12 protein-coding genes are annotated in these 13,688 nt (G+C 63.2%); 10 read left to right on the plus strand and 2 right to left on the minus strand.

Features of this window, described 5'->3' with window-relative positions; genetic code table 11:
• The first annotated feature begins 300 nt into the window (after positions 1-300).
• The 9 genes from PspCFBP13528_RS16885 (at position 301) to PspCFBP13528_RS16925 (ending at position 10,210) form a co-directional block, all read left to right on the plus strand.
• Complete coding sequence (locus tag PspCFBP13528_RS16885; RefSeq protein ID WP_065952371.1) at positions 301-654, plus strand: hypothetical protein; 354 nt, start codon at positions 301-303, stop codon at positions 652-654.
• Between the two features lie 128 nt (positions 655-782).
• Positions 783-2,636: a S8 family serine peptidase gene (locus tag PspCFBP13528_RS16890; protein ID WP_161594766.1), complete on the plus strand. Its 1,854-nt coding sequence runs from the start codon at positions 783-785 to the stop codon at positions 2,634-2,636.
• Positions 2,637-2,767: 131 nt separating this feature from the next.
• Positions 2,768-3,727 carry a MoxR family ATPase gene (locus tag PspCFBP13528_RS16895; RefSeq protein ID WP_046068397.1) on the plus strand — a complete coding sequence of 320 codons (960 nt, stop codon included), beginning with the start codon at positions 2,768-2,770 and terminating at the stop codon, positions 3,725-3,727.
• A 5-nt stretch (positions 3,728-3,732) separates the two neighbouring features.
• Positions 3,733-4,665 carry a DUF58 domain-containing protein gene (locus PspCFBP13528_RS16900; RefSeq protein ID WP_065952369.1) on the plus strand — a complete coding sequence of 311 codons (933 nt, stop codon included), beginning with the start codon at positions 3,733-3,735 and terminating at the stop codon, positions 4,663-4,665.
• The gene (locus PspCFBP13528_RS16905; RefSeq protein WP_101221194.1) at positions 4,662-5,156 is read left to right on the plus strand and encodes a DUF4381 domain-containing protein; all 495 of its coding nucleotides are present in this window, start codon (positions 4,662-4,664) and stop codon (positions 5,154-5,156) included. Before PspCFBP13528_RS16900 ends, PspCFBP13528_RS16905 begins: the two co-directional genes overlap by 4 nt.
• Positions 5,149-6,237: a VWA domain-containing protein gene (locus tag PspCFBP13528_RS16910; protein ID WP_137200796.1), complete on the plus strand. Its 1,089-nt coding sequence runs from the start codon at positions 5,149-5,151 to the stop codon at positions 6,235-6,237. Before PspCFBP13528_RS16905 ends, PspCFBP13528_RS16910 begins: the two co-directional genes overlap by 8 nt.
• Entirely contained in the window at positions 6,234-7,973 is a 1,740-nt protein-coding gene (locus PspCFBP13528_RS16915) for a tetratricopeptide repeat protein (protein ID WP_065952366.1), read from the plus strand. Before PspCFBP13528_RS16910 ends, PspCFBP13528_RS16915 begins: the two co-directional genes overlap by 4 nt.
• Positions 7,970-9,610, plus strand: coding sequence for a BatD family protein (locus PspCFBP13528_RS16920; protein ID WP_137200798.1), 1,641 nt, complete (start codon positions 7,970-7,972; stop codon positions 9,608-9,610). The genes PspCFBP13528_RS16915 and PspCFBP13528_RS16920 overlap by 4 nt, the downstream gene beginning before the upstream one ends.
• 360 nt (positions 9,611-9,970) lie before the next feature.
• A complete protein-coding gene (locus PspCFBP13528_RS16925; protein WP_137200800.1) occupies positions 9,971-10,210 on the plus strand; it encodes a DUF6124 family protein in 240 nt (79 codons plus the stop codon).
• Positions 10,211-10,896: 686 nt separating this feature from the next.
• Here the strand turns inward: PspCFBP13528_RS16925 and glsB are convergent.
• Both glsB and PspCFBP13528_RS16940 read right to left on the minus strand, forming a co-directional pair.
• Positions 10,897-11,805, minus strand: a complete 909-nt coding sequence (gene glsB, locus PspCFBP13528_RS16935; RefSeq protein WP_065952363.1) for a glutaminase B — start codon at positions 11,803-11,805, stop codon at positions 10,897-10,899.
• A 54-nt stretch (positions 11,806-11,859) separates the two neighbouring features.
• Positions 11,860-12,204 (minus strand): hypothetical protein, encoded by a 345-nt coding sequence (locus PspCFBP13528_RS16940; protein ID WP_101221415.1) that lies wholly within the window; start codon positions 12,202-12,204, stop codon positions 11,860-11,862.
• Positions 12,205-12,478: 274 nt separating this feature from the next.
• Here PspCFBP13528_RS16940 and PspCFBP13528_RS16945 point away from each other — a divergent pair, with 274 nt between their 5' ends.
• Positions 12,479-13,561, plus strand: coding sequence for an LLM class flavin-dependent oxidoreductase (locus PspCFBP13528_RS16945; RefSeq protein ID WP_065952435.1), 1,083 nt, complete (start codon positions 12,479-12,481; stop codon positions 13,559-13,561).
• Positions 13,562-13,688: the final 127 nt, after the last annotated feature.

The raw sequence follows: 13,688 nt of genomic DNA on the forward strand, positions 1-13,688 counted from the left end.
CAGGCGCCTGGCACGGAGCACATCCGTTGCGCAGCTTAACGACTGTGGGAAGCGCGCTGCTTGCGGTGCTGCGACATATTCGGTCATCGGCAAGCAAGTGCGGGGTTGCAACTTGGGCAACCGGGTTTTTCCGGATAAAAAACCGGCTGCTTTGAGGCCCGCGAGTACCGGAAATGACCGATACCGCTCGCCAGGTCATGCCCTGATCTGCCACATCGTTCTGACACATCGCGCAGCATAAAATTCGCCGCAATGGCACAATCACCCGGTGCAACGCCCCTCCCCCACACAGGATTCCCCATGCTGCAGCTGAAAACCGACGCCTTGATGGCCACCCCGTGCGACGACGAAGAAGACAACATGGCCATGCTCTGCTGCCACGGCAAGAACGGCGAGATGTTCATGCTGAGCCGTTACCCGGATGAAGACGACGTGGAGTTGACCTGGGATTACGAGCCGTCGACGCTGGCCGGGCTGAAAGTCACCCTGAGCGCCACGACCCTGCTGGTCGAACTCGCCGCGGGCGATGCCGATGCGCTGGGGGGCAAGGACCAGTTGCAGATTACGCACGCCACCACGGCGGCGGACATGGCCGAAGTGGAAGAAACCTTGCAGAACATCCTCAGGGGCACCGGCACCTACACCCGGCTCTGACGGCAAGCGCCCCCCCGACCGCTGGTCAAGACTGTCAGTTCCAACAGTAGGCAGTCGCCGGTTTTGAGTCTTAGCTCAAGCTTCGATACTCACTCACTGGTGCCTACATGAAGCCAAAGACTCACTGTATGAGCGCTGCGTTGCTGCTGGTTGCAGCGTTGCCGGCGCTGACGAACGCAGCCACTGGCGGCTACACGCAATTGATCGTCTTGATGAAAAGTGACGCGCCTCACGTGCAGGATGAGACGGCCACGGGCGCGGGGCCATTAAGCGACCTCAAGAAACTGGCCCCCGGCCTGAGACCCGTCATCCCCCCCTCGCAGATGCGCACGAAGGAAAGTCTGCAGGCGCTTCAACGGCATCGGCTGGACCGCTATTACCTCATCGACACCCGCGACAGAACCCCAGAGCAGGCGCAACAGCTGGCGTCACGGATCAGACAGGATCCTCATGTTGAAATGGCAGAATTCGAGCCCATCGTCGATGGCATGCAGGGCGATAACGGCTCTCCCGTCGCACTCGACAACGATAAGGACATACCCGATTACACGGGACGGCAATATTATCTGCAGGGGGAACGTCCGGTCGCCCCCTACAGGATTGGCGGGGTCAACGCCGTGCAAGCCTGGCAAACCCTGGGCGGCAAAGGTCAAGGCATGCGGGTTATCTCTACGGAGCTTGACCACTGGTCCTACGAGCATGTGGACCTGCCGCCTCCCTACACAGAACTCTACGACCCCATCAATCCAGCCCCGGTAGGCGCCCACGATAGCGCCAGTGCGGGGGTGATCGCTTCCAGGGAAAACGCGTTCGGCACGACCGGCCTGGTCCCCCATGCGCAGTTGGGTTACTTGCAATGGGGCGTTGCACGGTTGGCAGAAATGGCAGCGAGACTCCAAGACGGCGATGTCATGCAACTGGGCGTGCACTACCTGTATGCGGACGACGCCTTTGCGCCCGACGTATGCACAAGCAACTGTTATATGCCGCTTGAAGCAAATGACTTGGTAAGAGACACGATTGCCTATCTGACCGAGGAAAAGGGTGTGCATGTGGTACTGGCTGCCGCCAATGGCAATATCGACCTGGACCACCCTTACTTCCGAGGCCGTTACAACCGCAATATCTTTGACTCCGGCAGCATTTTTGCCGGGGCGGTCAATTCAAATACCGGCCTGAGATCCTACTTTTCGCAATATGGCAGCCGTGTCGACCTGTTCAGTTGGGGCGACAGTGTCACCACCACCACCTGGAACCGGGCCAATCCAACGAGCGCCTATACCCATGCCTACAGCGGCACCTCATCGGCCAACCCAATCATTGCCGGTGCTGTCGCGTCATTGCAAGGTGTGGCACGGGCGCAGAAGCTGGGCAATATCTCGCCCAAGGAGCTGCGCCATATCCTTGTGGCGACCGGGCACCCACCCTCCGATGGCAACCGCACGACCATCGGGGTGCAACCCGATCTGGGCGCCGCCATCAAGAAAATGCTCGCTGACCACGCCGATCGACCTCCAACCGCACGCCTGGCGGCCCCCGAAACAGCGAAGTCCGCAGAGACCTTCAGCGTGCATGTCTATGCCGAATCGCCCACGGAAAAACCTCTGAGTTACCAGTGGAGCGCAACCGGATTCACCCCGGCGACCGGCACCGAGGCAACGCTGTTGCTGCGCGCCCCGACAGTGGACAAGGACACCTCGATGCCCATTTCCGTTGAAGTCTACGATGGCCTGCATCGCCTGACACTCACTGACACCATCACCATCCAGGCGCCGCCGGACAGTGGCGGCTGCACCGACATTGCGACCTGGGACCCCCACAAGACCTACGTCACATACGGTGAACGCGTGGTATACGCGGACAAGGTGTACAAACAGAACTTCTATAGCTTCAACCAGCGCCCGGATCTGAACTCGGCAGACCATGGCAAGCCCTGGTTTACGGGGGTCGCATGCGCCTCAGTACCGCCAGGAGGTGCCTGAGTGTCTGTTTCAGCTATTTTCCAAAAAATACCCCGCGCCGTTAGTCGTGCCCCCCTCCAATAGATTAAAGTAACGCACCCGGCGGCGGCGCATTCCTGGCCGCCGCCTTCCCTTTCCAGGAACCGTCATCGATGGAACATCGTGAAGCGCTGCTAGCGCTGCGAACCTTTCTTTCTACGCAGATTCTCGGCCAGGAAAAACTCATCGATCGCCTGCTGATCGCCCTGCTCGCCGACGGCCATATGCTGGTCGAAGGCGCACCCGGCCTGGCCAAGACCAAGGCCATCAAAGAGCTGGCTGAAGGCATCGAAGCGCAGTTCCATCGTATCCAGTTCACCCCCGACCTGTTGCCTGCCGACATCACCGGCACCGAAATCTATCGTCCGGAAACCGGCAGCTTCGTGTTCCAGCAAGGCCCGATCTTTCACAACCTGGTGCTGGCGGACGAAATCAACCGTGCGCCGGCCAAGGTCCAGTCGGCGTTGCTCGAAGCCATGGCCGAGCGCCAGGTCAGCGTGGGCCGCAGCACCTACGAGCTGTCGCCGCTGTTTCTGGTCATGGCCACGCAAAACCCCATCGAGCAGGAAGGCACCTACCCCCTGCCGGAGGCTCAGCTCGACCGTTTCCTGATGCACGTCAAGATCGGCTTCCCGGATGCCGCCGTCGAACGGCGCATCCTGCAACAGGCGCGTGGCGAAGCGCTCAACGGCGAAACCAAGCCCGAGCGCCGCGTCAGCCAGCAGGCAATCTTCGCCGCGCGCAAGGAAATCCTCGGCCTGTACATGGCCGATGCGGTGGAGGAATACCTGGTGCAACTGGTCATGGCCACGCGTACCCCGGCCAAGTTCGACGCGGAGATGGCCGAGTGGATTGCCTATGGCGCCAGCCCGCGCGGCTCCATCGCCCTGGACCGCTGCGCGCGGGCCCATGCCTGGCTGGCCGGTCGCGACTTCGTCAGCCCCGAAGATATCCAGGCGGTGCTGTTCGACGTGTTGCGCCACCGCATCATCCTGTCGTTCGAAGCCGAAGCCGCCGGCGTGGACCAGGACCGCGTGGTGCAACGCATCCTTGACGTCGTTGCCGTCGCTTGAAGTCGATGAACGCGAGCGCCGGTATCCACGTCACGCTCAGTGAGCTGATCGAGATGCGCCATCGCGTGCGTGAAGTGCAATTGTTTTCCACGCCCGGCCAGCGCAGCCCGTTGATCGGCCTGCATCACTCCAAGCTGCGCGGGCGCGGTGTGGATTTTGACCAGGTGCGCGTGTATCAGGCCGGGGACGACGTGCGCACCATTGACTGGCGCGTGACGGCGCGTACCCAGGAGCCCCACACCAAACTGTTCCACGAAGAGCGCGAACGGCCGATCTTCATCATGGTCGAGCAAAGCTGCCGGCTGTTTTTCGGCTCGGGGCAGATGTTCAAGTCGGTGCTCGCCGCACAAGCCGCCAGCCTGATCGGCTGGGCGGCGCTGGGGCATAACGACCGCGTGGGCGGCCTGGTGTTCGGCGACAGCGAGCACTACGAAATCAAACCCCGGCGCAGCAAGCAGAGCCTGCTGCAACTGCTTAACCGCCTGGTGCGGGTCAACCAGAGCCTCACTACCGAAAGCCTTCCTGAAGCCGATGCGCTGGGCATGGCCCTGCGCCGTGGCCGCGAAGTGCTGCGCCCAGGCAGCCTGGGCATTGTGATCTGTGATGAACGGGCGCTCACCGAAGGCGCCGAGCAACAGCTGAGCCTGCTGTCGCGCCATTGCGACCTGCTGCTGTTGCCCATCTCCGACCCGCTGGACCATGCCCTGCCCGCCGCCGGGTTGCTGCGCTTTGCGCAACGAGGCGCGCAACTGGAACTGGATACGCTGAATGTCGATTTGCGCAAGGCCTACAAGGCCCAGGCCGAAGCGCGCATCGCCCGCTGGGAATTGCTCGCGCAGAAGCTACGGGTTTTATTGATGCCATTGAGCACCCAGAGTGAAATGGTCGAGCAACTGCGCGAATACCTCAACCCGCAACGCCCGGTCAAAAAACAATGAGCAGCCTCGACCAACTGCAACCGCTGATCGCCCCGCCGACCATCGGCTTCTGGCCGCCTGCGCCGGGCTGGTGGCTGCTGTTGCTGGTGATCCCGTTGCTCGGTTGGGGCGTCTGGCGGCTGCGGCGCTGGCTGCCCGCCCGCCAGCCCGTGGCCCGCGCCGAACAACCACTGGACCCGCTGCGCATCGCGGCCCTGGCCGAGCTTGCGCTGATGCCCAAACCCTATGACGGCGCGCCCGCCGGTGCCTGGCTGCAACAACTCAATGGCTTGCTCAAGCGCCTGTGCCGCAACGACTACCCCTACAGCCAAAGCCACACCCTCAACGGCCGCAAATGGCTGGCGTTCCTGGACAACCGTTGCCCCGCCGCCGGCCTCACGCGCTGGATGGTGCTGGTCGAAGGCGCCTACAAGCCCGAATGCAAACTCGACGACAAGGCCATCGCCGGCCTGACCCAAGCCGTCGACACCTGGATTCGCAAACATGTTTGAGTTCGCCTGGCCGTGGATCTTCGTCCTGTTGCCGTTGCCGTGGCTGATGCGCCTCATCCTGCCGGTGGCCGACAGCGGCGAACCAGCCTTGAAAGTCAGCTACCTCACCGACCTCGAAAGCCTGGCCCGGCGCCGCGCCCGGATCAATCTGCCGGGCTGGCGCCAGCAGGCACCCTTCGTGGTGCTGTGGCTGCTGCTCTTGACCGCCGCCGCACGCCCGGAATGGCTCGGCGAGCCGCTGCCGATTGCCGCCAGTGGCCGCGACTTGCTGGTCGCCGTGGATGTCTCCGGTTCCATGGACTTTCCCGACATGCACTGGCAGGACGAGGACGTCAGCCGCCTGGCCCTGGTCAAGCACCTGCTCGGAGACTTTCTTGAAGCGCGTGAGGGCGACCGCGTGGGCCTGATCCTGTTCGGCAGCCAAGCCTACCTGCAGGCGCCACTGACCTTCGACCGGCGCACCGTGCGCACCTGGCTGGATGAAGCGCGCATCGGCATTGCCGGCAAGAACACTGCGATCGGCGACGCCATCGGCCTGGCCTTGAAACGCTTGCGTCAGCGCCCGGCGCAAAGCCGCGTGCTGATCCTGGTGACCGACGGCGCCAATAACGCCGGGCAAATCGACCCGCTCACCGCCGCGCGCCTGGCCGCTGAAGAAGGCGTGAAGATCTATCCGATCGGCATCGGCGCCGACCCCGAGCAAACCGGTTCCCTGGGCATTCTTGGCGTGAACCCGAGCCTGGACCTCGACGAACCGGCGCTCAAGGCAATCGCCGAGGCGACCGGCGGCCAGTATTTTCGCGCCCGTGATGGCAAGGAGCTGGAACAGGTCAAGGCCACCCTCGATACCCTTGAGCCGGTCGAACAGCAACCCACCCGGGCCCGCCCTGCTCACGCGCTGTACAGCGGCCCTTTGGCCCTGGCCTTGCTGCTGAGCCTGTTGCTGGTGGTGCAGGAGCGCTGGCCGAACAACGCCTTGCAGCGTCTGTACGACAAACTGTCGAGCAAGGGCATGTTCCTGCCACAGAGCCCAGAATGGCGCCAGCGCCTCAAGCGCCTGCGCTTGCGGAGGCGTCGATGATCGCCTTGTGGCCGCACTGGCTGCGCCCCTGGTGGCTGTTGCTGCTGCCGCTGCTCGGCGGGTTGCTGTGGCAACTGTGGCACCGGCAAAAACGCGCGGGCCGCTGGCAGATCATCCTGCCGCCGGCCTTCCACGCCGTGCTGCTCAGTGGCGGCAACGGTCGCGAAAGCAAATCCCCCTGGGTCGTGCTGGGCATCGCCTGGCTGCTGGCAGTGCTGGCGCTGCTGGGCCCCAGTTGGCAACGGGTTGAACAACTGAGTCAGAAGCCTTCCGACCCGCTGGTCGTACTGCTGGAACTCACCCCCGAAATGCTCGCCACCGACAGCCCGCCCAATCGACTCGAGCAGGCGCGGCGCAAGCTGTACGACCTGTTGCAAGCGCGCACGGATGCGCAAACCGCCATCGTCGTGTATGCCGGCAGCGCCCACACCCTGGTGCCGCTGTCCGATGACCTGGCCACCAGCCGTAACCTGCTTGAAGCGTTGCGCCCCTCGATCATGCCCGAGCCCGGCCACCGCGCCGACCTCGCCGTGGACAAAGCGCTGGCCCTGCTCAAGCACGGCGGCCTCGGCCAGGGGCGCCTGCTGCTGATCGGCTCGTCGCTGTCCAAGCAGGAGCGCCAGGGGATTCGGCTGCTGCTACAAGGTAACCAGGCGCCGAGCCTGTCGATCCTCGGTATCGGCAGCCGTGAAGGCACGCCGGTCACCCAGGAAAGTGGCGAATTTCTCAAGGACGAACAGGGCGCGATTCTGATCCCGCGTCTGGACAGCCCGACCCTCAAGGCGTTCGCCAGCGAAATGGGCGGACGCTACCGAGCGGCGCGCCTGGACGACAAAGACCTGCGGCAACTGGGCGTACTCGACCCACCCCAAACCCTGCGCGACGACGGCCAACTGTTGCGCCTGGACACCTGGGCCGACCAGGGTTACTGGCTGCTCCTGCCGCTGCTGCTGTTGGCCGCCTGCGCGGGACGGCGCGGCTGGCTGTTTTGCCTGCCGCTGCTATTGATGGCCGCACCGCAGCCCAGCTACGCCTTCCAATTCGAGGACCTGTGGCTGCGCCCCGACCAGCAGGGCCAGTCCCTGCTGAAGCAAAAACGCCCCGCCGAGGCCGCCGAACGCTTCCAGGACCCGCAATGGCAAGGCGTGGCCCTGTACGAAGCGGGTAACTATGCCGAGGCCATCAAGCGTTTTGCCAGCGCCGACAATGCCTACGCCCACTACAATCGGGGTAACGCCCTGGCCAGATCCGGTGCGCTGGAAGCCGCAGTCGACGCCTACGAACAGGCGCTGGAAGCCCAGCCCGATCTGCAACCGGCCTTGCAAAACAAGGCGCTGGTGGAAAGCCTGCTGCAGCAACAAGCGCAGCCCGAGCCCGATCAACCCGAAAAAAACCAGGATGACGAAACCACCCAACCCGGCCAAACTGCGCAACCGGGCGCCGACGGGCAAACTGCCAAGGGTGGCGAGCAATCCACTCAAGGCCAGGGCCAGACCGGCAATGGCGCTACCGACACGGCTACTGCGCCGCCCACCGGCAGTAACGAAGTGCCAGGCAGCGAACTGGGCGACGAGCACACCACCACGCCGCCGCTGCGCCCAACCGATGCCAGCCTTGACGGCGAACACCGCCAGGCGCTGGAGCAATGGCTGCAGCAGATCCCGGACAACCCCGGTGAGCTGCTGCGGCGCAAATTCTGGTACGAACAGCAACAGCATCAGGACAAGACTCGATGAGCCGCCGCACCACCCTTCTGCTCCTGCTCGCCTTGTCGGCAGGCCACGTCCAGGCGGCGAACCTGGTCGCCAGCGTCGACCGCAGTCGCCTCAATTCCGGGGAAACGGTGGAACTGACGGTGGAATCCAGCGACGTAACCCAGTTCGGCAAACCCGACCTGTCGCCCCTGGATGCGCAGTTCGAAGTCAGCGGCACGCGCCAGATCAACCAGCTCACCACCCTGGGCGGCGATAACCACGCGACCACGCGCTGGATCATCACCCTGCTGCCCAGGGAAAACGGCACGGTGGTGATCCCGCCGCTGCAGGTGGGCGAGCTCAAGACCCAGCCGATCACCCTGCAGGTAGTGGAAACCGCCAGCCAGAACACCAGCGCCGAGCTGGCGCCGGTGTTTGTCGAAGCCAGCCTCGACCAGACCAGCGTCTACGTGCAGGCCCAGGCCCTGTTGACAGTCCGCGTGTATCACTCGGTGTCGCTGTATGACGACAGCAGCCTCACGCCCCTGCAAATCCCCGATGCACGCGTCGAGCAACTGGGCGAGTCGCGCACCTATGAAAAAGTCATCAACAGCATTCGCCATGGCGTGATCGAAACCCGCTATGCGATTTACCCGCAGCGCAGCGGGCCGTTGGCGATTGCGGCGCAGACGTTCAGCGCCACGTTGGTGGAGTCGCGCCCGCCGCAGGAGAACACCCTGCAGGGCACCAAGCCGGGCAAGCTGATCCACGCCAGCTCCGCGCCCCTTGCGCTGACGGTCAAGCCCAAGCCCGAGTTCTACCCCGCCGACGCGCCGTGGCTGCCGGCGCGCAGCCTGAGCCTGGACGAAGCCTGGAACCCGGTGCCCGAGCATGTGCAGGTCGGTGACTCGCTGACGCGCAGCCTCACGGTCAAGGTCGAGGGCCTGTCCAGCGCGCAACTGCCGGCGTTGCCCAGCACCGAGGTCAACGGCCTGCGGCGCTACCCGGATCAACCGGTACTGGGCAACGAGACCCGCGACCGCGGCCTGATCGGCAGCCGTGAAGACCGCGAAGCCCTGGTGCCCACCCGTGCCGGTGCGCTGGAACTGCCCGCCGTGGAGGTGGTGTGGTGGAACACCCACGAAGACCACCTTGAACGCACCACCCTGCCGGCCCGTACCCTGCAAGTGGCGATCAACCCGAGCCTGGTGGTGGACACCCCCGCCATGCCCACCGTCATCACCGCGCCGGATGACGAACGCCTGTGGCTGTGGCAACTGAGCACCGTGCTGCTGGCCTGCACCACCTTGCTGGGTTTCGGCCTGTGGTGGCGCGCCCGCCGCCAGCCCGCCGTGCAACGCGCCGCGCAAACCGGCCCCAGCCCGCGCACCCTGCTCGACGACCTCAAGCGCGCCACCCAGGCCAACGACCCCCAGGCCACCCGCCAGGCCCTCGATGCCTGGGCGCGCCAGCAACCGGAAACCCTGGCCGACATGGCGGCGCGTTTCGTGCCGTTATCGGATGCGCTGGACGGGCTCAATGGCGCGCTGTACAGCGAGAGCGGACAGTATTGGCTGGGCGAAGACCTGTGGCGGGCGATCAAAGCCATCCCCGTGGTCGAGCGCGAGCAGGACCCGGCGCTGGACACCACCAGCCTGCCGCCGCTCTATCCCAAGTAAAAATGGCATTGGAGATGCCAATGTGGGAGGGGGCTTGCCCCCTCCCACAGGATGGCGCCCACTCAGATATATCCCACAACCGTTTCAGGTTGTCGCTCGGAACTCCGCTGGCTAACCTCCTCGCCGTCGCTGCCCATTCAGCGACCGGATTTGACCGTCCGATTTCAAAAGAGCAACTGCCCCAACACCAATCTGGGCGTTTTTTTACGTCTGATGTATCGTGTCGCGGCAGCTGTACGCGGGATACCTTCGGGTATGCCGGTTTTGCTCCTTTTGACCGGTCGGTCAACCCGCGTATCGCTGCCACCCTCTTCGATTGACCGCGAATCGTGGCAGCTCCATTCTTAAAGGAGTTTCACCATGATCAAAGACACCCCCAACCCTCCAGAACAACTCTTTACCGTACGCCCCGACCTCGGCACGGAAACCCTGCTGGTCAACGCCTCCCAGGACCTGGCCTCCATCACCGACATCGCCACCCACCTCGCTTTCGAAATCGACGGAGCCCACCGCAATGTAGCGCTGGGCATCTGCCGAATGCTTGAAGGCGTGCAACTGCTGGTGGACAAGGTGCTGGATGAGGCCTGCCCAGCCACGTAAATCTGCAGCGTATAAAATCCTCCAAAACACTGGAGATCCAAATGTGGGAGGGGGCTTGCCCCCGATGGCGGTGGGTCAGCGACAACAGAGCTGGCTGACATACCTCATCGGGAGCAAGCCCCCTCCCACATTTGGACCGGGATCGACACAAAATACCGGTCGGCTCCAAGGCCGCCGCGTTTTTGATCTTGATCTCGGGCGCCCCGTTAAACCACGCTGGCCGAACGCAGGCTTGAATCCGTGGGTAACCCGGCAGGACGCCGGGTTAGCCGCACTGGGCCAGGGATGGACCATTGCGGCGGCCCACGGATTCAAGCCTGCGTTCGGGCACACCGAGCCTAGGCGAGGTGCCGAGTGGTGGGGCAAGAGCCTTTTTGGTTACTTTTGGGGCTCTTTTCCAAAAGTGACCCGCTGTAAAAGCGGAACCCATAGCAGCCGTTACCGCAGAAACGGATATGTACTCGGGTCCAATCCAACATCCTGGTCGGCCCTGAGGCCGCTATCGGGGGCAAGCCCCCTCCCACATTGGGCCGAGGCGTGTCAGTTGGGTAGCTATGGGCTGGGAGACCGCTATCGGGGGCAAGCCCCCTCCCACATTGGGCCGAGGCGTGTCAGTTGGGTGGCTATGGGCTGGGAGACCGCCATCGGGGGCAAGCCCCCTCCCACAGTTTGTTTCGGTGACACTCTTAGAACACCGACCACCCAATCCGCTCGCTCAACAACTCCAACGCCTTGATCCCCGCCAGCGAGTTCCCCGCTGCGTTCAACTCCGGCGACCACACGCACACGGTAAACTGCCCCGGCACCACCGCGACAATCCCGCCGCCTACCCCGCTCTTGCCCGGTAACCCTACGCGATAAGCAAAATTGCCCGCCTCGTCATACAGCCCGCTGGTGGCCATGATCGAGTTGACTTGTTTGGTCTGACGCGCGGTCAGGATCTGCTCGCCACTGTGGGCGCTCACGCCTTCGTTGGCCAGGAAGCTGAACGCCCTGGCCAGGTCCAGGCAGCTCATCTGCAAGGCGCAGTAGTTGAAGTAACTGTGCAGCACCGCGTCCACATCGTTATGGAAGTTGCCGAAGGCTTTCATCAGGTAGGCCATGGCCGCATTACGCGCACCGTGCTGGGCTTCGGATTCGGCGACCACGCTATTGACCAGAATCTGCGGATTGCCCGACAGCCGCCGCACAAAATCGCGCATCGACAGGATCGGCACGGCGAAGCGCGACTGATTGATGTCGCAGATCACCAGCGCGCCGGCGTTGATAAAAGGATTGCGCGGTCGGCCGCGTTCGAATTCCAGCTGCACCATCGAGTTGAACGGTTGCCCCGACGGTTCATGGCCCAGGCGCTCCCAGATGCTTTCGCCGCCGTGGTCGATGGCCTGCACCAGGCTGAACACCTTGGAAATGCTCTGCACCGAAAACAGCGTATCGGCATCGCCGGCGCAATAGGCTGCGCCATCGTTGCCGTATACCGCGATGCCAAGCTGGTTGGCGGGTACGTCGGCCAGGGCGGGAATGTAATCGGCGACTTTGCCGAGGCCGATCAGAGGCCGCACTTCGTCGAGGATCGACTCCAGCAGCGCCTGCATGTTTTGTCCTGTCATCTTCTCTGGATCAGTGGTGAACGAGGCGCGGAGGATACTTCACTGGGCGCGAAAGCCCCACACAATCTCCACCATCCGCTCGGCGACCACTACATAGATCAGGATCAGCAACAGCTGCAACACCAGGTGATAACGCAGCTTGGCCATCCGCCGAATGCCGTCGCTGATGTTCAGCAGCATCAGTACCGTGGACAGGATAATCAAGCCCCAACCCGCGACATGTGAGGCGAACATGCCGATAAACAACTCGCGGGGCCCTACCAGCGCATTGGTCCCCGCAGCGAAGAGCAGCGCGCATACCAGCAGGTTCTTCACGTTGTCGAAAATCTGTGTGCTCAGGTCGTTTTCCAGCAACGCCAGATACCGCGTCCATAAGGTGCGCATGCTTGAGTACCGAGTGGGAAGGCTCGACAGTCAAGGTAGTTCAATTGGCAAAGCTGTCGAGCTTTGGAGGCGATCGCATCGCACGGGAAAATGCGCAGATCAAGCTATTAAATGCAAACTCCTGATAATGATTAAAATCGTAATTCCCGATTTTAATAATTAGGTTAGAACCAATCGGCCTTTTACAGATTCAGCCGTGCGCCCTATTTTCACGCTACGGACCGACCCCCTGCCCGGTGGAGGCTTGTTTATCGACTTCAACAAGGACCTGACCATGAGCATCGAATTCATCGGCTACATCGGCGGCCACCACGCCTCCGAGATCCACCCGCGCAGCGGCCCGACGCTGCAACCCGATTACGTCGAAAGCGTGGCGCGCGCCCATGAAGAGGCCGGCTTCGACCGTGCCCTGGTGGCCTTCCATTCCAACAGCCCGGACAGCACGTTGATCGCCGCCCATGCCGCCAGCGTGACCCAGCGGCTTAAATTCCTGATCGCCCACCGCCCAGGCTTTGCCCAACCCACATTGGCCGCGCGCCAGTTCGCCACGCTGGACGTGTTCAACGGTGGACGCACCGCCGTGCATATCATCACCGGCGGCGACGACCGTGAACTGCGCGCCGATGGCAGCCATATCGGCAAGGACGAGCGCTATGCGCGCACCGACGAATATCTGAGCGTGGTGCGCCAGGAATGGACCAGCGACAAGCCTTTCGATTTCGCCGGCACCTACTATCAGGTCGAAGGTGCGCACTCCAGTGTGAAGTCGCCGCAACAGCCGCACATCCCGGTGTACTTCGGCGGCTCGTCGGCGGCGGCGATCGCGGTGGCGGGCAAGCATGCGGATGTGTATGCGCTGTGGGGCGAGACCTACGAGCAAGTGCGCGAGGTGGTGGCGCAGGTGCGGGCCGAAGCGGCGCAGCATGGGCGCACGATTCGCTTCAGCTTGTCATTGCGGCCAATCCTGGCCGAGACCGAGGAATTGGCCTGGCAGCGGGCGGACACCATTTTGCAGCAAGCCACGGCGCTGGCCGAGAACAGCGGTTTTGTGCGGCGCGAACCGCCCAATGAGGGCTCGCGGCGATTGCTGGCAGCGGCGGCGCAAGGCTCACGGCTGGATAAGCGCCTGTGGACCGGGATTGCCGGCTTGCTCGGCGCGCAGGGCAATTCCACGGCACTGGTGGGCACTGCCGAACAAGTCGCCGAGGCGCTGCTGGATTATTACGACCTGGGCATCACCACGTTCCTGATTCGCGGCTTCGATCCGCTCAACGACGCGATCGACTATGGGAAGAAACTCATCCCGCTTACCCGCCAACTGATCGCCGAACGCGAACAGGCCAGGCAGGTGGCTTGAGAACTCACTGTGAGGGCTTGCCGACTCCCACGCTTATTGGGATTGGTGGCAATTGCCAGCAGTTGCCAAGACCCGGGTGAATCGCTTTATCGAATGCATGAAGTCTTCGGCCTGCACGCGATCAGTT

The sequence above is a fragment of the Pseudomonas sp. CFBP13528 genome, assembly GCF_005233615.1.
Lineage (GTDB): Bacteria > Pseudomonadota > Gammaproteobacteria > Pseudomonadales > Pseudomonadaceae > Aquipseudomonas > Aquipseudomonas fluorescens_AM.

What these genes read in the sequence shown, in the direction of transcription:
- PspCFBP13528_RS16885 (WP_065952371.1), top strand. Translation starts at nt 301, where the DNA reads ATGCTGCAGCTGAAAACCGACGCCTTGATGGCCACCCCGTGCGACGAC.
- PspCFBP13528_RS16900 (WP_065952369.1), top strand. Translation starts at nt 3,733, where the DNA reads ATGAACGCGAGCGCCGGTATCCACGTCACGCTCAGTGAGCTGATCGAG.
- PspCFBP13528_RS16905 (WP_101221194.1), top strand. Translation starts at nt 4,662, where the DNA reads ATGAGCAGCCTCGACCAACTGCAACCGCTGATCGCCCCGCCGACCATC.
- PspCFBP13528_RS16940 (WP_101221415.1), bottom strand. Translation starts at nt 12,204, where the DNA reads ATGCGCACCTTATGGACGCGGTATCTGGCGTTGCTGGAAAACGACCTG.
- PspCFBP13528_RS16915 (WP_065952366.1), top strand. Translation starts at nt 6,234, where the DNA reads ATGATCGCCTTGTGGCCGCACTGGCTGCGCCCCTGGTGGCTGTTGCTG.
- PspCFBP13528_RS16920 (WP_137200798.1), top strand. Translation starts at nt 7,970, where the DNA reads ATGAGCCGCCGCACCACCCTTCTGCTCCTGCTCGCCTTGTCGGCAGGC.
- PspCFBP13528_RS16945 (WP_065952435.1), top strand. Translation starts at nt 12,479, where the DNA reads ATGAGCATCGAATTCATCGGCTACATCGGCGGCCACCACGCCTCCGAG.
- glsB (WP_065952363.1), bottom strand. Translation starts at nt 11,805, where the DNA reads ATGCAGGCGCTGCTGGAGTCGATCCTCGACGAAGTGCGGCCTCTGATC.
- PspCFBP13528_RS16895 (WP_046068397.1), top strand. Translation starts at nt 2,768, where the DNA reads ATGGAACATCGTGAAGCGCTGCTAGCGCTGCGAACCTTTCTTTCTACG.
- PspCFBP13528_RS16910 (WP_137200796.1), top strand. Translation starts at nt 5,149, where the DNA reads ATGTTTGAGTTCGCCTGGCCGTGGATCTTCGTCCTGTTGCCGTTGCCG.
- PspCFBP13528_RS16890 (WP_161594766.1), top strand. Translation starts at nt 783, where the DNA reads ATGAGCGCTGCGTTGCTGCTGGTTGCAGCGTTGCCGGCGCTGACGAAC.
- PspCFBP13528_RS16925 (WP_137200800.1), top strand. Translation starts at nt 9,971, where the DNA reads ATGATCAAAGACACCCCCAACCCTCCAGAACAACTCTTTACCGTACGC.